At 74.8% G+C, this 21,855-nt stretch carries 17 protein-coding genes and 1 pseudogene; 5 read left to right on the top strand and 13 right to left on the bottom strand.

The window, feature by feature from the left end; genetic code table 11:
- Nucleotides 1-29 precede the first annotated feature (29 nt).
- The 4 genes and pseudogenes from ACH4N1_RS17420 to ACH4N1_RS17405 form a co-directional block, all read right to left on the bottom strand.
- Complete coding sequence (locus tag ACH4N1_RS17420; RefSeq protein WP_398097978.1) at nt 30-899, bottom strand: class I SAM-dependent methyltransferase; 870 nt, start codon at nt 897-899, stop codon at nt 30-32.
- 108 nt (nt 900-1,007) lie between these two features.
- Complete coding sequence (locus ACH4N1_RS17415; RefSeq protein WP_398097976.1) at nt 1,008-1,601, bottom strand: helix-turn-helix domain-containing protein; 594 nt, start codon at nt 1,599-1,601, stop codon at nt 1,008-1,010.
- Nucleotides 1,602-1,639: 38 nt separating this feature from the next.
- Nucleotides 1,640-1,888, bottom strand: a pseudogene (locus ACH4N1_RS17410) (GNAT family N-acetyltransferase); the annotation flags it as partial.
- Between the two features lie 117 nt (nt 1,889-2,005).
- Nucleotides 2,006-4,345 carry a heavy metal translocating P-type ATPase gene (locus tag ACH4N1_RS17405; protein WP_398097975.1) on the bottom strand — a complete coding sequence of 780 codons (2,340 nt, stop codon included), beginning with the start codon at nt 4,343-4,345 and terminating at the stop codon, nt 2,006-2,008.
- A gap of 242 nt (nt 4,346-4,587) precedes the next feature.
- On the opposite strand from ACH4N1_RS17405, the gene ACH4N1_RS17400 reads away from it, so the two are divergent.
- Both ACH4N1_RS17400 and ACH4N1_RS17395 read left to right on the top strand, forming a co-directional pair.
- The gene (locus tag ACH4N1_RS17400; RefSeq protein ID WP_398097973.1) at nt 4,588-5,145 is read left to right on the top strand and encodes a CGNR zinc finger domain-containing protein; all 558 of its coding nucleotides are present in this window, start codon (nt 4,588-4,590) and stop codon (nt 5,143-5,145) included.
- 73 nt (nt 5,146-5,218) lie between these two features.
- Entirely contained in the window at nt 5,219-5,950 is a 732-nt protein-coding gene (locus ACH4N1_RS17395) for a hypothetical protein (protein ID WP_398097972.1), read from the top strand.
- A gap of 51 nt (nt 5,951-6,001) precedes the next feature.
- Here ACH4N1_RS17395 and ACH4N1_RS17390 read toward each other — a convergent pair whose 3' ends face one another.
- The 6 genes from ACH4N1_RS17390 to ACH4N1_RS17365 all read right to left on the bottom strand — a co-directional run bounded on the left by ACH4N1_RS17390 (nt 6,002) and on the right by ACH4N1_RS17365 (nt 13,192).
- Complete coding sequence (locus ACH4N1_RS17390) at nt 6,002-6,667, bottom strand: DUF4389 domain-containing protein (protein ID WP_398097971.1); 666 nt, start codon at nt 6,665-6,667, stop codon at nt 6,002-6,004.
- A gap of 212 nt (nt 6,668-6,879) precedes the next feature.
- Complete coding sequence (locus tag ACH4N1_RS17385; protein WP_398097969.1) at nt 6,880-7,536, bottom strand: potassium channel family protein; 657 nt, start codon at nt 7,534-7,536, stop codon at nt 6,880-6,882.
- A complete protein-coding gene (locus ACH4N1_RS17380; RefSeq protein ID WP_398097968.1) occupies nt 7,533-8,192 on the bottom strand; it encodes a potassium channel family protein in 660 nt (219 codons plus the stop codon). Before ACH4N1_RS17380 ends, ACH4N1_RS17385 begins: the two co-directional genes overlap by 4 nt.
- Nucleotides 8,189-10,924 (bottom strand): cation-translocating P-type ATPase, encoded by a 2,736-nt coding sequence (locus ACH4N1_RS17375; RefSeq protein WP_398097967.1) that lies wholly within the window; start codon nt 10,922-10,924, stop codon nt 8,189-8,191. The genes ACH4N1_RS17380 and ACH4N1_RS17375 overlap by 4 nt, the downstream gene beginning before the upstream one ends.
- Before the next feature lie 570 nt (nt 10,925-11,494).
- Nucleotides 11,495-11,908, bottom strand: coding sequence for a cupin domain-containing protein (locus ACH4N1_RS17370; RefSeq protein WP_398097966.1), 414 nt, complete (start codon nt 11,906-11,908; stop codon nt 11,495-11,497).
- A gap of 267 nt (nt 11,909-12,175) precedes the next feature.
- Complete coding sequence (locus ACH4N1_RS17365; protein WP_398097965.1) at nt 12,176-13,192, bottom strand: zinc-dependent alcohol dehydrogenase family protein; 1,017 nt, start codon at nt 13,190-13,192, stop codon at nt 12,176-12,178.
- A 261-nt stretch (nt 13,193-13,453) separates the two neighbouring features.
- On the opposite strand from ACH4N1_RS17365, the gene ACH4N1_RS17360 reads away from it, so the two are divergent.
- Both ACH4N1_RS17360 and ACH4N1_RS17355 read left to right on the top strand, forming a co-directional pair.
- On the top strand, nt 13,454-14,362 hold the full coding sequence (locus tag ACH4N1_RS17360) for a helix-turn-helix transcriptional regulator (protein ID WP_398097963.1): 909 nt from the start codon (nt 13,454-13,456) through the stop codon (nt 14,360-14,362).
- 261 nt (nt 14,363-14,623) lie between these two features.
- Nucleotides 14,624-15,466, top strand: a complete 843-nt coding sequence (locus ACH4N1_RS17355; protein ID WP_398097962.1) for an endonuclease/exonuclease/phosphatase family protein — start codon at nt 14,624-14,626, stop codon at nt 15,464-15,466.
- 47 nt (nt 15,467-15,513) lie between these two features.
- On the opposite strand, the gene ACH4N1_RS17350 is transcribed toward ACH4N1_RS17355, so the two are convergent.
- Nucleotides 15,514-16,626: an ABC transporter substrate-binding protein gene (locus tag ACH4N1_RS17350; RefSeq protein ID WP_398097960.1), complete on the bottom strand. Its 1,113-nt coding sequence runs from the start codon at nt 16,624-16,626 to the stop codon at nt 15,514-15,516.
- Nucleotides 16,627-17,386: 760 nt separating this feature from the next.
- On the opposite strand from ACH4N1_RS17350, the gene ACH4N1_RS17345 reads away from it, so the two are divergent.
- Nucleotides 17,387-17,983, top strand: coding sequence for a LuxR C-terminal-related transcriptional regulator (locus ACH4N1_RS17345; protein WP_398097958.1), 597 nt, complete (start codon nt 17,387-17,389; stop codon nt 17,981-17,983).
- Nucleotides 17,984-18,025: 42 nt separating this feature from the next.
- On the opposite strand, the gene ACH4N1_RS17340 is transcribed toward ACH4N1_RS17345, so the two are convergent.
- Nucleotides 18,026-19,891 carry an ATP-binding cassette domain-containing protein gene (locus ACH4N1_RS17340; RefSeq protein ID WP_398097957.1) on the bottom strand — a complete coding sequence of 622 codons (1,866 nt, stop codon included), beginning with the start codon at nt 19,889-19,891 and terminating at the stop codon, nt 18,026-18,028.
- Complete coding sequence (locus ACH4N1_RS17335; protein ID WP_398097956.1) at nt 19,888-21,750, bottom strand: ABC transporter ATP-binding protein; 1,863 nt, start codon at nt 21,748-21,750, stop codon at nt 19,888-19,890. Before ACH4N1_RS17335 ends, ACH4N1_RS17340 begins: the two co-directional genes overlap by 4 nt.
- Nucleotides 21,751-21,855 lie beyond the last annotated feature (105 nt).

Here is a 21,855-nt window from a genome sequence, read left to right as displayed (position 1 = left end):
TCCCCCAGCCCCACCGCTTCGCCGGCAATTCACCGGGTGCGGCGTGCCGCCCACACCGTGCGTTCGGTGCGCACGGTCAGGTCGTCGCGGCGCAGGATGCTGTCGGGGCTGTCGTCGTCGAGCAGTTGGTCGAGGACGGCCAGATCCTCGGCCGTCAGGGCGGACGCGACGCCGCCGCGCATGCGGCGCAGGCTGCTGCGGGCGTAGCGGCCCGTCGCCTCGCTCGGGGGCGGGCCGAGGGCGACCGTGACGGTGCGTTCGCCCTCGACGGTGAAGCCGGCTCCCGTCAGCCTGGCCGTCCAGTCGGCGCCGCGGTGGGGGACGTGCTCCGCGTGGTGCCGGGCGAGTGCGGCATGGCAGCGTTCCTCGAGACCGGGGGCGCCTTCCGGGACGTCCACGGGCAGGAACCGGGGGAAGCCGGCCAGTTCGACGACGGCGAACAGCCCGTCCGGCGACAGCAGGTCGTGGACCTGGCGCAGCGTGCGGTCGGGGTCGGCCATGTGGTGCAGGGAGGCCGATGCCCACACCAGGTCCGGCGTGCCGAGGTCCGGCCACCTCGCGGCGTCGAGGTCGGCGTGAACGACGTGGACGTGGTCGGCCGTTCCGGCGGCGGCCGCCTTCTCCCGCAGCCGGCGCAGGTGCACGGCGGAGGAGTCGACGGCCGTCACCTCGGCCTCCGGGAAGCGCTCCAGCAGTGCGAGGGTGCCCGCCCCGGTGCCGCAGCCCAGGTCCACGATGTGGCGAGGGGCGGACCCGACGGGGAGCCGGGCGATGAGGGACGCGGTGTGTTCGGCGAGCACTTCGGCGTCCAGATCGAGGAGCTCCGCCTGGTCGCCCGTGTCGTGCCCGTGAGCGTGGTGGGCGCCGTGGAGCGCTGTGTCAGGGGTGGGGTGATTCATGCGGCCACGCTAGGCAGACGATCGGCGTGCGACCCGCTCCGTGCCGGAATGCGCAAGAAAATGGCCGGCTGGAGCCCGGAACGCGCAAACCGTCGTGCCGACGGGCCGTCACGGTGCCGGACGGTCCCTCCCGTCGGCGTCGCCGCCGCGTTGGTGGCCGCGGCGCGCGTCGCGGTCGAAGATGCCGAGGATCTCGCACGGTCCGCCCTCCGCGCCGATGGCGTGCGGGAGCATCGTGGGGAACTCCGCCGCCTGGTTGGTCTCGAGACGCAGGCGCCGGTTGCCCAGGAGCAGGACGGCGGTGCCGGACAGGACGACGAGCCATTCGCGGCCGGGGTGGGCCCGCATCCGCGACGGATTGTCGGGCGGCGGGTCGGTCATCCGCCGGCGTACGACGGTCATGCCCGGCTCGGCCTTGACGGGCCACCGCATCTGGCCGCGCGTCGCGTCGACCGTCGGGTGGGAGACCACGTCGTCGGCGGCGTTCTCGACGAGCTGGTCGAGAGAGGTGTCCAGGGCGCGGGCGAGGGTGACGAGCTGGTCCAGGGCGAGGCGGCGCCCGCCGTTCTCGATGCGGGACAGCGTGGACTGGCTGAGTCCGGCGCGACCGGCCAGGTCCTCCAGGGACCATCCCTGAGCCAGCCGCAGCGCACGGATGCGTCTGCGCACGAGACTGTCCAGCTCACCGTTGTCTTGCGTCATACGCAACATGGTATGCCTGTTCGGCAAGAGCGGCCTCACGCGACCGGCAGGAGCAGGCAGCCGAACTCCGCCTCCCCGGCATCCGGACGGACGTGGCTCCGACGCTCCGCGGCGCGCCGGTTGAGCTCGACGGTGCCGATCGTCGCTCCGCCGCGTTCGATCACGAAGGGGCCGGGACGCCGTCCGGGCACCGCGGGCACCGTACGCTCCAGCTCGTCACGCGGTCGCGCGCCACCGATGTGGGTCCCCACCTCCGGCGAGGCGAACAGCTCGATGAACGCCGTGCGGAGCCCCGACGGACGGGACCGCACGCCCGTCGGGGCCTTCAGCCGTCGCGCGAACGCAGAGCGGGTGTCCGGCCGGGCCGGGCGGCCGGACGCGCCCGCCCGGACCGGGGCGCGCTCTCACGGGGCCAGCGAGAAGTAGTTCTCCTCCTCCTGCGTGAAGTGCAGGCGCAGGACGGTGTTCAGCCCGTACAGGCTGGAGCGCAGGTCGTCCAGCTGGCCGGGGGTGAGGCCGCCGTCGGCGTGCGCCAGGCGCAGATGGGTGGCGATGCGGCGGGAGAGGCGTTCGATCTCGGCGTGGGCGCGGCTCATGGTGGCGGTGGCCTCGGGGCCGCCGAGGGCGGGGGCCAGGGCGGGGTAGAGCTGGTGTTCTTCGGCGTACTCGTGGGGCAGCAGCCGTTCGGTGAGCAGCCGGTGGGTCTCCTCGACGGTCGCGAGCGCCTTGGGGCCGGTGCCGTCGGAGAGCTGGTCGGCGGCGTCGCGCACGGCTTCGAGGACGTCCTGGAGGTCGTCGTGCTCCGCGGCGAAGCGGTGGACGAGTGCCTCGGCGGTCGGCGTCAGGGCCGGTCGCGCGGACCGGTCGACGCGCAGGGCACGCAGGGCGTTGAGGATGACGGCCACGTCGATGCCCTCCTGGAGCAGCGCGCCGGCGGCGGGCGGGAGAAGGCCGAACGCGGCCACGGCCATGGCGGCGAGCGACATCAGCATGCCGCCCAGCGCGCTCTGCACGGCGATCCGCCGGGCTCGTACGGCGATGGAGACGGCGTCGGCCAGACGGTCGACGCGGTCGGAGGTCAGGACGATGTCGGCCGCCTCGGAGGAGGCGGTGGAGCCGCGCGCCCCCATGGCCACACCGATGTCGGCGGCGGCGAGGGCGGGTGCGTCGTTGACGCCGTCGCCGACCATCACGGTGACCGCGCGTTCGCGTTCGGCGCGCACGACGGCGACCTTGCCGGCCGGGCTGAGCTCGGCGCGCACGTCGTCGAGGCCGAGGACGGTGGCGACCTCCTGGGCGGGTTCGGCGCGGTCGCCGGTGAGCATCAGCACCCGCTCGATGCCCGCCGCCCGCAGGTGGCGCAGGGTGCGGGGCGCGTCGGGCCGGACCGGGTCGCGCAGCAGGACGGCGCCGGCCGGTTGTCCGTCGACGGTCAGCCAGGCGACGGCCGCGCCGTCGAGGAGGGCGCGGTTGTCGACGGCGCGGGCCCACGCGGGCTTCAGGTCCGAGGCGTCGAGACGGCCGATGGAGACCCGGTGCCCGTCCACCGTGCCCGAGGCGCCGCGTCCGGGTTCCTCGTCGACGTCCGCCGGGACCGACAGTTCCAGCTTGCGCTCCCGGGCCGTGTCCACGATGGCGTGGGCGAGGACGTGCGGCGAGTACTGGTCCAGGGACGCCGCCAGGCGGAGCACCTCCGCGGGCTTGCGGCCGGGCGCGGCGGTCACGTCCAGCACCCGGGGGCGGCCGCCGGTGAGGGTGCCGGTCTTGTCCAGCAGCAGGGTGCGGGCGCGGCCGAGGTTCTCCAGGGCGCCGCCGTCGCGGACGACCACGCCGAGGCGGGAGGCGCGGGAGAGACCGGAGACGATCGCGACCGGCGCGGCCAGCAGCAGCGGGCACGGGGTGGCGACCACCAGCACCGCGACCGCCCGTACGGCGGATCCGCTGATCAGCCAGGCGAGCCCCGCCACCACCAGGGACAGGGGGAGGAACCAGGCCGCGTAGCGGTCGGCGAGCCGCACCACGGGCGCGGACTCCGCCCCCGCCTGCCGGGCCAGGCGCACGATGCCCGCGTACGTGCTGTCCTGCTCGGTCGCGGTCGCCCGCAGTTCGAAGGCACCGCCCGCGTTGACCACACCGCTGCGGACCGTCTCGCCCCGCGGCCGTTCGACCTGGAGGGGCTCACCGGTGAGCACCGATTCGTCGAGGACGGCGGCGGCGCTCTCCACCCTGCCGTCCACGGGGACCACTTCGCCGGGACCCACGACGAGCAGGTCGCCGACACCGACCTCGGCCAGCGGCACCGTGTCCACCCCGGCGTCCGTCCGCCGGTGCGCCGATCGCGGCGCGTGTTCCAGCAGGGCGCGCAGGTCGTGGGAGGCGCGCCGCTGGGCGGCGGCTTCGAGGGTGCGGCCGGTCGCGAGCATCAGCGCGATCAGGGCCCCGGCCAGGTACTCGCCCACGGCCAGGGTGCCGCCCAGGGCGAGTACGGCGATCAGGTCGACGCCGGCACGCCCGTGCCGCAGCGCGGCCACCACCCACCCCACCGCGGGGACGACGGCGGACAGCGTGCCCAGGGCCCAGAACAGGTCCGCGAGACCGCCGGCGCCGACGAGCCGGGCGACGCCACCGGCCGTCAGGGCCACCGCCGTGACGGCCAGGAGCACCGGCTCCCAGCGGGGAGGGCGGACGGCGCCCGTCAGGCGGCGCAGCCGCCCGGTGGGGGTGGGGCTGGTGGAGTCGTCCATGGCACACCTCGTCCGGCTGTCGCGGCCGCCGCCTTCGGTTCCGTCCTCCTCCATCACACCGCGCCGACCGGCGTTCCTCCAGGGGACGTACGGCCCTGCCGCCTGGGCCGTACGGCGGCCCGCGCGGGCGCCGGCCGGGTCACGGCCCTCTCCCACCGCGCCCGCACCAGGAGCCGGCCCTGATCGGGCCTCGGGAGGAGGGGGTTCTTGCATCCCGATGCGTCACCGTTCAAAATGGTGACATGATGCACGCTTTCCCCGGAGGTACCCCCGCGCTCGACTTCGCGGGAACGCTGCGCTACCGGCACCGTTCCGAGCCCCGTGAGGACCTCTCCTCGCCCGAAAGCCTCGGCGTGTGGTTCCGCGAGAGCGGGATCGCGGAACACGAGATCCCCTGCGAGGCCACCGATCTGCGTGCGGCCCTGGCACTCCGCGAGGCCGTCCACCGGCTGATCCTGGCGCGGATGGCCGGTGCCGCCTACGACCGCGACGCGCTGGCGCTCGTGAACGCGTACGCCCGCAAGCCCACCCCCGTCCCGCAGCTCGGCGCGACCGGGCGGCATGTCGAGGCCACCCTCGAGCAGGCGTTCGCCGCCGTCGCCCGGGACGCCGTCGCGGTGCTCGGCGGGCCGGACGCCGCACTGCTCAAGGAGTGCGGCAATCCCGAGTGCTCGCAGGTCTACGTCGACCGGTCCCGGGGAGCGAGGCGGGAATGGTGCGCCATGGACCCGTGCGGCAACAAGATCAAGGCGGCGGCCTATCGCGCCCGCAAGCGGATGAGCGGGCAGAAGACGGGCTGAACGGCCTCGCCGCCCTCGCCCTGACGGACGCGGCCCCCGCGCCGGTGCGCGAGGGCTGCCACAGACTGCCCGTATGCCCGAGGACGAGACGCGGCGTACCCCTGCGGACCCACTGCTGCGCGTGATCGACAACCTGGCGCGCTTCCACCGGGAGCACGAGGAGTACTACTCACAGGCGCCACTGCGGCAGGCCGCGGAGCTCCAGGCGCGCTCTCGCGCGCTGAAGTCACTTGCCGACCGGTGGAGCGAGGCCGAGGCCGGTGAGCGGACGTCGACGATCGGATTCACCGGCACCGAGGACCTGAACGCCCCCGGGCTCGTGGCGGAGTCGGGGATCCTCTTCATGGAAGGGGAAGGCGAGCCCGCGGAACTCCGGAGACTGAAGAGGGAGGTCGGCACGATCGCCGACGACACCGAGCAGGGCGGTGCCTGGCCGGCCCGGGCGATGGAGCAGGCCTGGGAGATCGCGGGGAGCCTGGCCGCCTACCCGGCGCTGGCCGACCTGCTGGGGGAGCGGCACCGGATCATCGCCGACGACTGGCAGTCGGCGGGACTGCAGACCCTGGTCGCGCGGCTGCTGCGCCGCGCCCTCGACCTGCTGGCCCGGGTCGACTTCTCCCCGGCGGCGCTCAGGGCCGACCTGGCGGGGGAACGCGATGCCCCCCGCTACCTGTACGCGGCCTCCGAACTGTTCGACCGGGCGGCCGATCTGATGGCGGAGTCGGCGATGCTCGTGCACGGCAACGAGAGGCGCTGGCGCGTGTTCCGCGCCCGGGTCCGCGAACTGCGGTCCGGGCAGGGATGAGCGGCCGTGCGGGCGGCACCGCGGGAAAGGACGCACCCCTCGGCGCGGCGGTCAGGCCCGCTCTTCGGCGGCCGGCGTTTCCGGGCCGCCCATGTCCAGGCGGAACGGCGGGTACGCGTCCGTCATCAGCGCGGCGTAGGCGGAGACGCGCAGCACCCACCGGTTGAGGCCGATGATCAGGTCGAACAGGTCCTTCGGATACTTCTCGGTGAAGGCCAGGATCACGGCCGCGACGAGCGTCAGCAAGCCGATCAGCCCGCTCGACCACCAGCCGAGGTGCGCGCCGCCGACGAAGAATCCGATGACCAGGTAGTGCGGGACGGCGAGCAGCCACCACTTGACCAGCACCAGGCCGCGGGACAGCCGCTCGGGGTAGGCGATGTCCAGCCGGGCCGGGTAGTCCGGTTCCTCGCCCAGGCTGAACGGCGGGTACCGGTCGGTGCCCAGCGCGTCGTACGCGTAGAAGGCCACCCGCCAGTTCCAGCGCAGCACCCCCAGGTTGAAGTCGAACAGGGCGCGGGGGTAGCGCTCGGTGAACAGGATGGCGAAGAACGCGATCACCGTCACCACGAAGAAGGCGATCCAGAGGAAGAAGAGCACCACGTAGTGCGGAACGGCGAGGATCCACTTCACGAGCCACAGCCATCGCGACAGCGGCGCGTCGACACGCGCGTTCACCCGGACCGGGCGGTCCGGGAATCCGGCCGGCTGTGTCATGGCGATCAGCTCCTTCGCTCCGGCGTGTCGATGAGTCGCCGGATTGGGCTCATGACAAGCCTGGCCGCTCCGGCGCGACGCCGCGAGGGCAGTCCGGCCCCGCCCCGGGGTCTGTCGGCCCGCGCGGCCGCCGCTCGCGACACCCCCGCGCCTGCCGTGTCCCGCCCCGCCCCGCCCCGCCGGTGCCGGCTCCGCGCGAGGGCCCACGGCCGTCACTGGAACGCGGCGTGGATCTCCTGCTCGGTGGCGGTGTGGGAGACCAGGAGGAGTTCGTCGCCGGCCCGGAGGGTGAAGGCCGGGGTGGGGACGGTGGGCCGGCCGTCGCGGATGATGGTGGCGATCACCGTGCCGTCGGGCAGCGGCACCTCGGCGAGGGTGCGGCCCGCGGTGCGGGACCGCGGCGTGATCGCGGTCTCGATGACGTCGACGCCCGCCTTGCTCAGCCGCAGGAGGGCCACGGTGTCCGTGGCGCCGGTGGCCTCCTCGATCAGGGAGATCAGCGGGGTCGCGGCGGGCATGACGACGTCGACCCCCCAGCGCCGGTCGAACAGCCAGGTGTTGTCGGCGTCGTTGACGCGCGCGGCGACCCGGTCCACGGCGAACCGGCGCTTGGCGAGCAGGCTGATGACCAGGTTGTCCTCGTCGTCACCGGTGGTGGCGACGACGAGGTCGGCGGTGAGGGCACCCGCGTGTTCCAGGAGGGCGGGGTCGCAGGCGTCCCCGGCGACCAGACGGAGCGGGAGACGGCCCTCCAGCTCGGCGACGCGGTCGTCGTCGGAGTCGATCAGCGTCACCTCGTTGTGGGCGGCGGCGAGCACCTGCGCGATCTGGGTCCCGAGCCGTCCGGCCCCGGCGATGATCACGTTCATGTCCCCAGCTCCTTGTCCAGGAAGCCGCGCAGCCTGCCCAGCGAGGTGGTGGCGACGGCGAAGGTGACCAGATCACCCGGGCGCGCGGTGGTGCTGTGCGAGGGGACCAGGGAGTGACCGCCACGGGTGACCTCGACGACGCGGATCTCGCCGTCGACGTCGAACTCGGCCAGCCGCCGTCCGGTCAGATAGGCCGGCAGTTCGGAGCGGTGGAGCACGGTCTCGCCGTTGCCGAAGCTGATGTCGGGGGAGAGGTGGCGGTGCAGCAGCATCCGGTGGATCCGGTGCACGGTCCAGCGGACGTCGGCGATGGTGGGGATGCCGAGCTCGCGGTAGATGTCCGCGCGGCGGGAGTCGTAGACGCGGGCGAGGACGTTCGGCACCCGGTACGTCTCCTTCGCGGTCCGCGCGCTGACGATGTTGCTGCTGTCCCCGGGGGTCACGGCCACGAAGGCGTCGGCGTGCTCGACGCCGGCCGCCTCCAGCACGGCCCGGCTGTAGCCGTTGCCTTCGTGGAAGCGGATGCGGGAGCTGTCGGGCAGTCGCCGGGCCGCCTTGGGGCACCGGTCGACGACGTGCACGTCGTGCCCCTCGGCGGCGAGCTGGACCGCCAGCGTGGAACCGACTCGTCCACAGCCCACGATGATCACTCTCATCGGTCCACCTCTTTCCGGGTTTCTTTCCGGGGGACACGGTGGTGGCGGAGCCACCCCTTGCGGGCCTCGTCCGCCAGCAGCGGCAGCACTCCCAGTCCGGCCAGGACCGCCCAGTCCCCGGCGGCCAGCGGCGCGGTGTTGAAGACCGCCTGCAGCAGGGGGACGTAGCTGATCGCGGCCATGAAGGCGATGCCGACGACGCCGGCGCCCAGCAGCGCGGGGTTCGACAGCAGTCCGGCCTTCAGGACGCTCTCGCGGTCGGTGCGCACCGCCTGCGCGTTGAAGAACTGGCCGACCACGATCCCGGCCTGGACCATGGTGATCGCCTCCCGGTAGACCGGATCGTCCTTGGTGAACTCGTCGAACGGGATGCCCGCGGAGTGGATGTGCCAGAAGAACACGGCGCACACGCCGAGAGCCTGGATGCCGCCGAGGAACAGGATCCGTCCCACCACCGCCGCCGAGAACAGCGGCTCGCGCCGGGAGCGCGGGGGGCGGTCCATCACGTCCGGCTCCGGCGGTTCCGCGCCCAGCGCGAGGGCCGGAAGCACGTCCGAACCCAGGTCGATCGCCAGGATCTGCACCGCGCTGATGGGCACCAGCGGGAACCCGGCCAACGTCGCGGCCAGGATCGGGACCAGCTCGCTGATGTTGTGGCTGAAGAGGTACACGAAGAACTTGCGGATGTTCTGGTAAACCGTCCTGCCCAGCCGCACCGCCGTGGCGATGGAGGCGAACGAGTCGTCCAGCAGCACCATCGAGGCCGCCTCCCGGGCCACGTCCGTGCCCGAGGCGCCCATCGCCACCCCGATGTCGCCGTGCTTCAGGGCCGGCGCGTCGTTCGCGCCGTCCCCGGTGACCGCCACCACCTCACCCCGCCGCTGGAAGGCGGTGACCACCCGCATCTTGTGCTCCGGGCTGACCCGGCACAGCAGCAGCTCCGACGGCTCGGCCAGCAGCGCGTCCAGCGCGTCCTCGCCGAGGGTGTCGAGCCGGGCACCGGTCACCACCACGGGATCCGGCCCGAGCACGATGCCCACCCGACGGGCCACCGCCTCGGCGGTCAGCGGATGGTCGCCGGTGACCATGACGATGCGGATACCGGCCCGGCGGCAGGCCCCGACCGCGTCCGTGACCTCGGGCCGCGGCGGGTCCAGCATGCCGACCAGACCGAGCAGCGTCAGCCCGGACTCCGCCTCCTCCCGCGCGGGGCGGGGGCCGGCCACCTCGCGCCGTGCCGCCGCCAGCACCCGCAGTCCCTGGGACGCGAGGTCGTCACCCGCGGCGACGACGGCGGCGCGCGTCTCCTCGTTCAGCGGCCGGCGCTCGCCCTTCCACTCGACGGCGGTGCAGCGGGCCAGCAGCTCCGCGGGAGCTCCCTTGACGTACGCGTGGTGACCCGCACCGCTGCGGTGCACCGTCGTCATCAGCTTGCGCTCGGAGTCGAAGGGGAACTCCGTCACGCGTGGCGTGGCCGCCTCCGCCGCGTCCAGGTCGACCCCGGCCTTGGCCGCCGCGACCAGCAGCGCTCCCTCGGTGGTGTCGCCGAGCACCCTCCAGTGCCGCAGATCCGCCGGCGGGACCAGCCGGGCGTTGCAGCACAGCCCCGCCACGCGCAGCAGTTCCCGCACGGGCGCCGGATCGTCCACCTCGCCGACGGGCGCGTAGCCCACCCCCGACACCGAGTGCAGCGAGCCGTCGGCCCACACCTTCGCGACGGTCATCTCCGCCTGCGTGAGCGTGCCGGTCTTGTCGGTGCAGATGACGGTCGTCGAGCCGAGCGCCTCCACCGCGAGCAGCCGCTTGACCAGCGCGTGCCGCCGCGCCATGCGCCGCACGCCGATCGCCAGCGACACCGAGAGCGTCGCGGGCAGCCCTTCGGGAACCAGCGCGACCATGACACCGAGCGCGAAGACGAACGAGGACACCACGGACTCGCCGGTGGGCAGCCGGACGGCGAACAGCAGGGCGCCGATCGCCAGGGCGGCCCCCGCCACCCGGCGGGCCATCAAGGCGACCTGCCGCTGCAGCGGCGTCTTCTGCCGCGGTGCCGCCGCGGCCAGGCGGTAGATCTTCCCGAACTCCGTTCCCGTGCCGGTGGCGAAGACGACGGCCCTGCCCGATCCGGCGACCGCCTCCGTCCCCATGAACAGGCAGTTGCGGGCCTCCAGCGGCGGTCCGGCCGACACCGGTTCGGCCGTACGGCCGACCGCGTTGCTCTCCCCGGTCAGCGGGGCGTTGTTCACGGACAGTTCGTGCGCCTCGACGATCCGGCAGTCGGCCGACACCGCGTCCCCGGCCTCCACCCACACCACGTCCCCCGGCACCAGCTCGCGCACCGGCAGCTCCAGCCGCTCACCGTCGCGCAGCGCCCGGCAGGCGTGCGGCACCATCGCCTGCAGCGACTCCGCCGTACGTTCCGCCGAGTACTCCTGGGCGAAACCGATGACGGCGTTGAGCACCACCACGCCCAGGATGGCGAAGGCCAGCTGCAGGGTGCCCAGGTCACGGGGCTGCTCCAGCCCGTACGCGACGAAGGTGATCCCGGACGCGACGAGCAGCACGATCGCGAACAGGTCCGTGAACTGTGCCGCCAGCTGCCGCCACACCCGGGTGCGGCCCGAGCGGGGCAGCTCGTTGGCGCCGTACCGCTCCAGTCGGGTGCGTGCCTCGGCCGCCGACAGCCCCCGTGGCGAGGTGTCCAACGTGGTGAAGACGTCCCCGGCACGCAACTCCTGAACGGTCGGCGCCCCGCCCGGACCGGCTGACGGATCGGTCCCGGCGCCGGGCCCCGTGAGGTCCGCCCCGACGTTCATCAGCCCCGCCCGCGGAGCGGGACCCGCGGGGCCGCGGAACAGTCCGGCGGACACCGTCCGGCTGTGGCGCACGTGCTGGTGGATGTCTCCATCGTGGGCTCCTGGGCTCCTGGGCACTCGGAAGCGTGCCGGGCGGGTGCTCGCCCCGTCGCGGGGACGACGACCACCTCCCCGTCCTCGGCCCCGCCCGCCGCGGCGGCCAGGGCCGTCCGGGCCGTGGAGGCGGGCCTGTCGTCGTGACACCGCCGACACCCCTACGAGCGCCCGCCGCCGTCCGGGCCGGGCCCGGCCGACTTCCGGTGGTCCCGCGCCACGGTCGTCCCTGACACCAGCCTGACGGCCGGCGGCGCCCGGCGCCACGGCACCGGCTCCGGTTCCCGGCAGGTGCGCGAGCGGTTCGCCGGCGCGGGCACAGGGCGCGGCGCGGAGGGCGCCCGCCGCCGGTCGGCGCGTTCGCGGGGAGGGGCGTCGACGGCCGGTCGGCGGCTACCGGCTGCGGAAGCGGGTGCCGCCGTACTGTTCGTCGGCGACGGCTTCGGCCCATACGGTCTCCGGGGTGTCGTCGCCGGTGCCTTCCCACAGGGCGAGGTGTTCCATGAAACGGTCGGGGGCGGCGCCGTGCCAGTGCTCTTCGCCGGGCGGACAGCCGACGGTCTCACCGGGGTGGGCCTCGAGGACGGTGCCGTCGCGGACACCGATCAGCGCGACGCCGGAGACCACGTGGAGCGTCTGGCCCACGGCGTGGGAGTGCCAGTGGGTGCGGGCGCCGGGGGCGAAGCGGACGAGGTTCGCCCGCATCCGGGACGGTTCTTGGCCGGCGACGATGACGTCCCACCACACGTCTCCGGTGAACCAGTCGGCCGGTGCCTTGCTGGTGGACGGGGGCTTGACGAATTCCATGGGGTGCCTCTCGGTGCTGCTTGCGGGTGGTCGGCGGCCGACGAGGCCGCCCTCGACGGACGAGGTGATGCCGGCTGCGGAGCCGGCGCCGCGCCCGCGGGGCCGGTGGACGGTCCGGGCGCCTTCGTCGGCGCCGTCGCGGCCTTCCGGGTGACTCGTGGGTGCGGTTCGCGGCGCTCTCTCCGGACGAGGCCGGTGCGTCGCGGACGGGTGGCTCAACGGGGGCCGGCCGGTGGCCCGCCCCGGCGGCAGGACGTGAGGCGTGGATCAGGGCTTGAGGAGGACCTTGACGGCCCGGCGCTCGTCCATCGCCCGGTAGCCCTCGGCGACCTGGTCCAGGGGCAGGGTGAGGTCGAAGACCTTGCCCGGATCGATACGGCCGGTCAGGACGCGGTCGATCAGGTCGGGCAGGTAGCGGCGTACGGGGGCGGGTCCGCCGCGCAGTCCGACGTGGGAGAAGAACAGCTCCTGCCCGTCGACGGCGACCTCGTGCGGGACGCCGACGAAGCCGACGTTGCCGCCCGGCCGGGCGGAGTGCAGGGCCTGCCGCATGGCCTCGGCGGTGCCGACGCACTCCAGCACCGAGTCGGCGCCGATGCCGCCGGTCATCTCCTTGATCCGGGCGACGCCCTCGTCGCCGCGCTCGGTGACGATGTCGGTGGCGCCGAACTCCCGGGCGAGCTTCTGGCGGGACTCGTGGCGGCTCATCGCGATGATCCGCTCCGCGCCCCTCTCCTTGGCGGCGATCACCGCGCACAGGCCGACCGCGCCGTCGCCGACCACCACGGCGGTGGAGCCGGGCCTCACCTCGGCGGCGTCGGCGGCCCACCAGCCGGTGCCCATGACGTCGGAGACGGCCAGCAGGCCGGGCCAGAACTCCTCGTCCGGCACCTCGTCGGTGGCGACCAGGGTGCCCTGGGCGTTGGGGATGCGTACGTGGTCGGCCTGGCAGGTGCTCATGAACTCGCGGTGCAGGCAGTTCGACGGGAAGCCGTTGCGGCAGTTCGCGCAGGTGTTGTCCGACGTGGCGAACGAACCGACGACGAACTGGCCGGGCCGGACGGAGGTGACGTCGGCTCCGACCTCCTCGACGAAGCCGACGTACTCGTGCCCCATCGGGTGGGGGTCCCCGATCGGCTCGGCGCCCCGGTAGGGCCACAGGTCGGAGCCGCACACACAGGTGACGGCCGTGCGGATGATCGCGTCGGTGGGGTGGAGGATCTTCGGGTCGTCCAGGGTCTCGAAGCGGACGTCACGGGGGGCGTGGATCACTGCGCCGTGCATGAGGGGGTTTCCTTTGCGTGCCGAGGCGTGCGGTACGGGGGTGCACCGGCCGTCGCCGCATACGGGGACGGACCGGCCGCGGGCGGCGAACCGTCGTCGCCCGTGGCCGGGTGCGGGCCGCCCGCCGGCCCGCCTTCACGGCCGGTCGGGAAGCACCATGTCATCCAGGTAACCCGCTCCCGGTGCGCTCAGCCAGTCACCGTCGAGGGGTGTACCGGCAGTACCTCCCTCCGCCCGGGCGCGGGACGTACCGTCGATGTCGTGGACAACCGAGCAGAGGTCCGCGAGTTCCTCACCTCGCGGCGAGCCAAGATCACCCCCGAGCGGGCGGGCCTGCCCTCCGGCAGCCGCCGGCGCGTCCCCGGCCTGCGCAGGAGCGAGGTCGCCGCGCTCGCCGACCTGAGCGTGGAGTACTACGCCAAGCTCGAACGCGGCAACCTCGCCGGAGCCTCCCCGGCGGTCCTCGAAGCCGTCGCCCGCGCCCTCATGCTCGACGACGCCGAACGCGCCCACCTCCTCCGTCTGGCGCAGGCCGCCGACGGTTCCGACGCGCTGGCCCGGCCCCGGCGCCGGAGCGCCCGGCAGTGGACCCCGCACCGCAGCCTGCAGTGGACCCTGGACGCCGTCACCACCGGTCCCGCCTTCGTCCGCAACGGCCGCATGGACCTGCTCGCCGCCAACCCGCTCGCCCGCGCCCTCTACAGCGATGTCCACGCCACGGCCGGCAACCAGGCGAACCTCGCCCGGTTCAACTTCCTCGACCCCGCCTCCCGCCGCTTCTACCCCGAGTGGGACCAGGCCGCCGACATCGCCGTCGCCATCCTGCGCACGGAGGCCGGCCGCAATCCCCACGACAGGGACCTGCACGACCTGGTCGGTGAACTGTCCACCCGCAGCGACGAGTTCCGCACCCGCTGGGGCGCCCACAACGTCCGCCACCACGGCACCGGCACCAAACGCTTCCACCACACGGCCGTCGGTGAGCTCATCCTCGCCTACGAGGGCCTGGAAATGGCCGCCGAACCCGGCCTCACCCTCACCATCTACACCGCCGAGCCCGGCTCCCCCTCCGACGAGGGCCTGCGCCTGCTCGCCTCCTGGGCCGCCACGCAGGAGGCGCGGGCGATCACCCGGCGGACGGTCCGCACGACGTCACCGGACGGCGAGTGAACCGCGTCCGGCGCCCGGCCAGGAGCGGGTCTGACGGCCGCCCGCACCATGCGTGCCGCCCGCACCATGCGTGCCGCCTGCACCATGCCTGGGGCCTGACGGCCGCCCGCACCGGGCACGGAGCACGACGGCCGGTGCACGCTCGGGCCTTTCCCCGCCGAGATCGGGGGAAGGCCCGCTCCGATGGCACCGTTCCCCGTCCCGTAACCTCGTTGCCGGGGCCGTCTGTTGCCGCGCGTGCCCCACACCGAGGAGGCGAGGGTGTCCGGAAGCCGCAAGCCGTTGCTCGCGGGTGCCGCGATCCTGGCGCTGGTCTGCGTGGCGCTCGTCGGCCGCGGTGCGCCGGGCGACGACCTCTCCGCCAGATCACTGCCCGCCGACACCGTCAGGGGCGTCGTGCCGAACCGTGTCATGACGTGGAACCTCTGCAACCCCTGCGACACGGGCGACGCCGACCGGGCGGCGCAGATCGCCACGTACGCGCCCCAGGTCATCGGGCTGCAGGAAGCGTGTGTGCGTGACGTCGAGAAGATCCGGGACCACCTGGAGAACCTCTACGGGCTGGTCTACCACGTCGCGTACGGGACGGTCCTGCGGAACTGGGGCCGCTGCGGCGGAATGCCCTGGAGCCCCGGAGCCTACGGTCAGGCAGTGCTCTCGGCTGCCCCGATGACCGACCGCGTCGACGTGGAGTACCCCGACGGCGGATCCGAGGACCGCGGGTACATGGCGGTCACCACCACGGTCGGCGGCCGGTCCGTCCGCGTCTTCAACACCCACCTCGCCGAACGACGCCAGGAAGCGGTCCGGGCGGAGCAGGCCGCGGTGCTCGCCGCGGAGGTCGCCCGTCACGACCGGGCGATCGTCCTCGGCGACTTCAACGCGGTGCCGGACGCTCCCGAACTCGGCCGGATGTGGGCACTGGCCGCGGACGCGGACCCCCGGTGCCGTCCCTCGGCCGCCGGCACCTGCGAGCCGACCACCGACTGGCACAGCAAGTTCGACTACGTCTTCCTGCGCGGCATCGCCCCGCTCGCGCACCGCGTGCGACCCACCCCGTACTCGGACCACCACCTGTTCCAGGCCGACCTGGGCCCGGTCTGAGCCCTCCGGACGGGCCGAGGGCCCGTCCGGGGGACCCCCGTGCTCCCTCAGCCGCTGTGGAGGATCCGGAAGCGGTCGGGTGCCGCGGGATCCCGGTCGACGACCTGGAGCGGCGGCCAGGTCCACTGCCAGACGCCGATGCCCGGTGCGCGGGAGAAGCGGATCCGGCCGCGGGTGCCCTCGACCGCCACGCGCGGCCAGGATCCGGCCGTGCGCGCCCGGTCCACGCCGTGGGAACGCAGCACATCGGCGAGGACGACGACCGTGTCGTAGCCCTCGAAGGCGACGAAGGAGGGCGCCTCGGCCAGCCGCTCGCGCAGGAGCGTCCCCACTCGCGTCCCGAGCGGGGTGAGGCGCTCGGGCAGATAGCGCAGGAAGGGGACGGCGGCGCCGTCGACGCCCAGCGACGCCGCCCATCCGGCGAACTCCGGTTGTCCGGCCGGAGCACCGATCATGATCGCGGCGAGGCGCGGGTCGCGGCGGACGGACCGGACGATCGACACCGCCGGCTCCGGGTGGCCGGTCAGGAGGAGCAGGGCGGTCGCGCGACGGCCGGCGACCTCGTCGCACAGGGCCGCGGGGTCGAGCGCGCTCACGTCGAGTTCGACGACGGTGCCGCCGCGCGGCGCGAGGCGGTCCCGCAGGATGCGGGTTCCGGAGGTCCAGTAGACGCTCGGCTGTGTCGCCACGGCGATGCGACGGTGGCCGGCGCCGAGGAGGAAGTCCGCGTAGACCCGCCAGCCGTGGGACTGGGCGGGGGCGAGGCGCGCGACCCACTCCGTCGGCTGTTCGGTGAGCGCGTCGAGAACCGCCGACGAGCAGAGGAACGGCAGGCCGAGAGCGTCGGCCCGGGCGGCGGCGGCACGAGCGGCGACGCTGTGGTATTCCCCCGCCACGGCGGCCGCACCGAGGCGGGCCAGCTCGTCCACGGCCGCCGCGGCCCTGCGCGGATCGGCCGCGGTGTCCCGGACGACCAGCTCGAGTGGGCGTCCGGTGATTCCGCCGGCCTCATTGACGTCGCGAACGGCCAACTCGACTCCGGCGAGCAGGTGGTGGCCCGCCTCCACCCAGCCGGGCCGGGTCAGCGGAACGAGAGCGCCGATCCGGACGGCGGGTCCGCCGGTCCGCTCCGCTCCCGGTGACGAGGGCAGCGTGTTCATGCGGCGGCGTCTCCCGGGTGACGGTCCGGTCGCGGGCCTGGGCCGCCGAGTGGCAGAGCCCGGCGGTACGCGTTCGTCTCATCGCGCCGCGACGGGCGCCCCTGGGTGACCATGCCGGACATTGCATCCGCCACCGTCGCCCACAGGCAACCGGTTAACGGCCCTGCCTTGCCTTGCCCTGCCCTGCCTTACCCTGCCCGGCCGGCGCCGGACGCCGCGATCCACCCGTCGTCCCGCGCCGGGTGGCATCCGTCATGCGAGCCGCCGGCCCGCGACGCGCCTCTTCGAGGACTCACCCCGCGCGGCAGCGTCCGGCGGGGAACCGTCCGGCGGGGGAGCCCGTCCGGTGGCGCCGAGGGTTTCGCGTCAGATTGGAAGAGGACTGTTTCCGGCCGGGCTCCGGGCGGTGGCGCACCGCTGTCCCTTGCCTCTCGTCCGGCGGGGCACGGCCGGTCCGCGGTGCGGTCCGCCGCCGTGGCCAGGGAGCGGGGGGGACGGCGACGGGGCGCGACGGCCCGGCGCCCGGACCTCCGGGCGCCGGTCCCCGTCGGCGGCCGGAGCGTGTCTGCGCCGTTTTCGCCCGCGCGCGCAGCGGCTTCGCGCTCCCTTCCGTGCGCCGGAAGCGGCGGATTGCATCCTGTGCGCCCCCACTCGGCTTTTGTGCGGTGTTCCCCCGCGACGGATCAGGGCACATGGCCCTGGTGCGTGAGCGGCGCGGCCGGCCGTTCTGCGAAAGAGCCGCTGACAGAGGGTGGGGGAGATGGTCCGTATCCGCGTGGTGCACGACGAGGAATTACTGCGCTCGGCGTTGGTGGAACTGCTGAGATCCGACGACACGTTGGAGGTCTCGGCCATGTCCCCCCACGCCGACGTCAGGGACGACGAGATGCTGCCGACGGACGTGTGCGTCGTGGACGGCGAGTGCCTCCAGGGGCCGGGGGAGTCGCACGACGCGCCGTTCCGGGTGCGGCAGGGGGACCTGCTGGTCGTCCTGACGACACCCCGGCGTCCGGGCGTCCTGCGCAGGGCGTTCGACGCCGGCGCGCTCGGTCTGGTCGACAAGAACGCCCCGGCCCAGCGGTTGATCACGGCGGTGCACACGGTCGCCAAGGGGGAGCGCTTCCTCGACGCGGCCCTCACCGTGGCCCTGCTCGAAGGCGCGGTCATGCCCCTGACCGCCCGTGAGCTGAGCGTGCTGTCCCTGGCGGCCGAGGGGACGCCGATGGCCGACATAGCGGCCCGTCTGCACCTGTCCAGGGGGACCGTCCGCAACTACATGGCGACGGCGATACGCAAGGTCGGTGCCCGCAACCGGGTCGACGCGATCCGCATAGTCCAGGACGCCGGCTGGACCTGAGGGGCCACGTGGTGCCCTCCCCGCGCCCCCGGCGTCCCGCGGTCAGGCCTCCCGGTCGGCGCCGCCGTTCCAGTGGCCCGTCAGGTCGCGGTAGAGCGCCGAACGAGCCAGCACCTCCTCGTGCCTGCCGCACACCGCCGCCACGCCGTCCAGCACCAGCACCCGATCGGCGCGGACGGCCGACGACAGCCGGTGCGCCACCACCAGCAGCGTCCCCGGCCGCCGCGCGAGGGCCTCCTCCGCCCGGGCCTCGGACGCGGGGTCCAGATGGCAGGTGGCCTCGTCGAGCAGCAACAGGGGCGCGGGCGACAGGTACGCGCGCGCCAGCGCGACCGACTGCCGTTCGCCCGGGGAGAGTTCGCCGGGCCGCACGGCGCCGTCGAGCCCGCCCAGACGATCGACCAGCGACCGCAGGCCGAGGGCCCGGACGGCCGCGTCGAGATCCGTCCGGTCCGCGTCCGGACGCAGATACGCGAGGTTGTCGCCCACGGTGCCGGAGAAGACGTACGCCTCCTGGGGCACCAGCGTGCGCAGTGCGGCGAGTTCGGGCGCGGCACGCCCGGTCACCCGGTGTCCGGCCACCCGCACCTCACCGCCGCTGGGCGCGAGCGTCCCCGCGACCAGGCGGGTGAGCGTCGACTTGCCGATGCCGCTCGGTCCGACGACGGCGAGGTGCTCACCTTGCGCGACGCGCAGGTCCAGCGAGTCGAGGACCGGCTCGGCGCGGACGCCGTAGGACAGGGTCACGGACCGCAGTTCCACCGCCGCGGCCGGCCCGCCGCCCGCGGGGGGCCGTGAGCGCGCCCGACGGCCGTGGCCGCTGGGGGCCGGGGCGGCACCGGCGGCGGCCGCGGGCGGCACCGCCGGGTGTGCCGGTCTCGGTCGCGTGCGGTCCGCGGCCGCCGCCGACGGCGCGGGACCGGCGATCCGGTCCAGGACGACCAGCAGCCGGGAACCCGCCGCGCCGAGCGCGGTCATCAGGGTGTGCAGGGCGGGCAGCAGCGACTGGACGAGATAGGTGAACGCGCCCAGCAGCGCGCCCGCCGTCACCCCGCGGCCGCGCAGCCACGGCACCGCCACCAGCAGCGCCAGGACGGGCAGATGACCCGCGGTGCCGAGCGCCGCCGTGCGCACCGCCGTCCAGCCGGCCAGGACACGGGACGCGGCGGCGGCATCGGCGACCAGGTCCGCGGCGCGCCGCGCCGTCCCGGGTCCGGTCCCGCAGGCCGTCAGATCGCGCAGCGCCGCCCGGGCGCGGGCCGCGTGGTCGCCCAGCGCCTCGTCGGCCGCCAGGGCACGCCGTTGAGCCGCCGCCATGGGCCGCAGCGTGGCCAGGAACAGGGCCAGGCCGCAGATCAGCGGCGGCAGGACCACCACGACCAGGGCCGGGTGCAGGGCCAGCAGCCCGAGGAGCGCTCCGGCGGCGGTGAAGAGGAACGAACGCAGGGTCAGGACCAGGCCGGCGAAGCTGTCCCGGGCGATCTCGACCTGGTTCGTCAGCCGGGAGACGGCCGCCCGGTCGGCCCCGCCGGGCGCGTCCGGGGACCGGTCCATGGCCCGGTCGACGGCACGCCTGACCAGACCGTCGCGCAGCGGCTCCGTGAGTCCGGCCAACTCGGCGAAGACACCTCGGATCACCGGGGCGCCGCACAGCACCGCGACCAGGGCGACCGCGAGCCACAGCAGCCCCTTGCGGGTGTCACCGGCGAGGAACCCCTGGTCGACGGAGTGGGCGACGCCGTAGCCCACCAGGAAGGCCTGCCCCGCCTCCGCCAGTGACCAGAGCGCGAGCCGCACGAGGACCCCTCGGCGGCGGGCGAGGAAACGACGGGCCGGCGGCGCGATCCGGCGCAGGGCGCCGGACCCGCCTCCCGCGCGGTGGGCGAGGCCGTCGCCGGAGCGGCTCACGGCCGCGCCTCTTCGGGGTCGGGCAGTCGCGCGGACCCCGCGGCGGGCGCGGGGGCCTCGCCGCCGGTGACGTCGCTGCCGCCGTTGCCGCCGGAACCAGCGGAGCTGCCGCTGTTTCCCTCGGTGCCGCCGGTGCCGTCGACGCGGCCGGTGCCGCCGAGGCCGAAGACCGCCCGGTAGTCGGCCTCGTGCCACAGGTCGCGGTGCGACGCGACCGCCCGCACCCTCCCGTCCTCCAGCCAGATCACCAGGTCCGCCCGGCCGGCGACCGACGGGCGGTGCGCGACGACCAGCCGGGTCCCGGGCCGCGGCGACCGGCGCAGCGCACGGTCCACCTCGTGCTCCGTGGCGGTGTCCAGGCTGGACGTCGCGTCGTCCATGATCAGGAGCCGCCCGGCGTGCGCGAACGCCCGTGCCAGCCCGAGGCGTTGGTGCTCGCCGCCCGACAGCGGCGCAGCGGGCAGCGGGGTGTCGTAACCGTGCGGCAGCCGGCGTACGAAGCCGTCGGCGCCGGCGGCCCGGGCGGCCTGCCGTACCTGCTCGGGGGAGACGGTGCGTGGCCCGGCGGCGACCGCTTCGGCGACCGTCCCCTCTCCCAGCACCGGACGTTCGAAGGCGTAGGAGACCTCGGTGCGCAGCGCCTCGCGGCTCAGCCGGTCGAGGCGGACGCCGTCCAGCAGCACCTGTCCCTCGTCGGGGTCGATCAGCCGCCCCGCCACGGCCGCCAGCACGGACTTCCCCGCTCCGCCGCGGCCGACCACCGCGGCGGTGGTGCCGCCCGGTATCCGCACGTCGTCGGCGCGCAGCACCTGTCTGCCGTCGCGCACCACGCGCACCCCGCGCAGTTCGAGAGCGCCCCGGCCCTCCGGCGGCAGGGCGCACGTCCCGTGGGCCAGCGCGGGCAGCCGTTCCAGTTCCAGGGTCCGGTCCCGCGCCCGGCGGCCCCGTACGACCGCGCCCAGCAGGGACGCGGCACCGCCGACGCCGGCCGTCAGCTGTGCGTACCGGCAGGCGGCGAGCAGGCCGCCCACGCTCAGGGCGCCCGACGCGAGGCGCAGGCCCCCGACGGCCGTGGCGGCCAGGACCAGCAGCGGCACCAGGACGCCGCTCCTGCCCAGCGCCCGTCCGTGCAGTGCCCACATGCGCCGGCCCAGGGCCGCGAGTTCCCCCAACGGCGCGAGCACCCGCTCGCGTTCCCGGGCGCCGGTCCCCGCGGCGGCGATCGTCGCCGTGCCCTCCAGAGCCTCCAGCAGCCGGGACGCGATCTGTGACTGGGCGCGCTGGTAGGCGGCCACCGACGCACCGGTGTCGCGGGCGAACGCCCGCAGTACCAGCGCCAGGGCGGGCAGCCCGGCCAGCACGCACGCCGCCACCCATACGTCGACGACGGCCAGCGCGGCGAGCGCGCCCACCGGTGTGACCAGCGAGGCCGCCAGTGCCGCGCGGGCCGCCGGGGCGCCGCCCGCGTCGGTGGCGTTGAGGGTCAGGCGGGTGCCGACGTCCCCCGGGGTGTGGCTTCGCGCGCGGTCCGGTACGGCGCCCAGCAGCCCGGCGAAGGCGCGTGAACGGATGGCGGCCGTCCAGCCGGCGTTGCAGCGGACGGTGAACAGCGAGGTGAGGCTGTCCAGCAGCACCTCGCCGACGAGCAGTGCGGCGCTGAGTGCCGTCCACCGTCCCGCGTCACCGTCGCGCAGCAGGAGATCGAGGGTGCGGCCGAGTACGAAGGGCTGGGCCACCGCCGCCACCGCCGCCCCGGCCGAGGAGAGCAGTACCAGCAGTTCGGGCACACGGCCCGGCCCGCCGCCGTCGGCCCCGTCGTCCGCCGTCGGCGCCTGCCGTGCCCCTGGCCCGGTCGTCACCACCACCCCACGCACCCCTTCCGCTCCGTCCCCCTGCCGGGACACCGGTCGCGCACGCGGCGGGGCGCGTGGCGGAGGTGTCCGTGCGCGCGGGCACCGGTGCCC

Origin of the sequence: Streptomyces sp. NPDC017202, from assembly GCF_044331705.1 — a bacterium.
GTDB lineage: Bacteria > Actinomycetota > Actinomycetes > Streptomycetales > Streptomycetaceae > Streptomyces.
This window is presented reverse-complemented; position numbering and strand designations above follow the sequence as displayed.

Coding starts and splice junctions, on each gene's coding strand:
- ACH4N1_RS17420 (WP_398097978.1), bottom strand. CDS start 899: ATGAATCACCCCACCCCTGACACAGCGCTCCACGGCGCCCACCACGCT.
- ACH4N1_RS17415 (WP_398097976.1), bottom strand. CDS start 1,601: ATGACGCAAGACAACGGTGAGCTGGACAGTCTCGTGCGCAGACGCATC.
- ACH4N1_RS17405 (WP_398097975.1), bottom strand. CDS start 4,345: ATGGACGACTCCACCAGCCCCACCCCCACCGGGCGGCTGCGCCGCCTG.
- ACH4N1_RS17400 (WP_398097973.1), top strand. CDS start 4,588: ATGATGCACGCTTTCCCCGGAGGTACCCCCGCGCTCGACTTCGCGGGA.
- ACH4N1_RS17395 (WP_398097972.1), top strand. CDS start 5,219: ATGCCCGAGGACGAGACGCGGCGTACCCCTGCGGACCCACTGCTGCGC.
- ACH4N1_RS17390 (WP_398097971.1), bottom strand. CDS start 6,667: ATGACACAGCCGGCCGGATTCCCGGACCGCCCGGTCCGGGTGAACGCG.
- ACH4N1_RS17385 (WP_398097969.1), bottom strand. CDS start 7,536: ATGAACGTGATCATCGCCGGGGCCGGACGGCTCGGGACCCAGATCGCG.
- ACH4N1_RS17380 (WP_398097968.1), bottom strand. CDS start 8,192: ATGAGAGTGATCATCGTGGGCTGTGGACGAGTCGGTTCCACGCTGGCG.
- ACH4N1_RS17370 (WP_398097966.1), bottom strand. CDS start 11,908: ATGGAATTCGTCAAGCCCCCGTCCACCAGCAAGGCACCGGCCGACTGG.
- ACH4N1_RS17365 (WP_398097965.1), bottom strand. CDS start 13,192: ATGCACGGCGCAGTGATCCACGCCCCCCGTGACGTCCGCTTCGAGACC.
- ACH4N1_RS17350 (WP_398097960.1), bottom strand. CDS start 16,626: ATGAACACGCTGCCCTCGTCACCGGGAGCGGAGCGGACCGGCGGACCC.
- ACH4N1_RS17345 (WP_398097958.1), top strand. CDS start 17,387: ATGGTCCGTATCCGCGTGGTGCACGACGAGGAATTACTGCGCTCGGCG.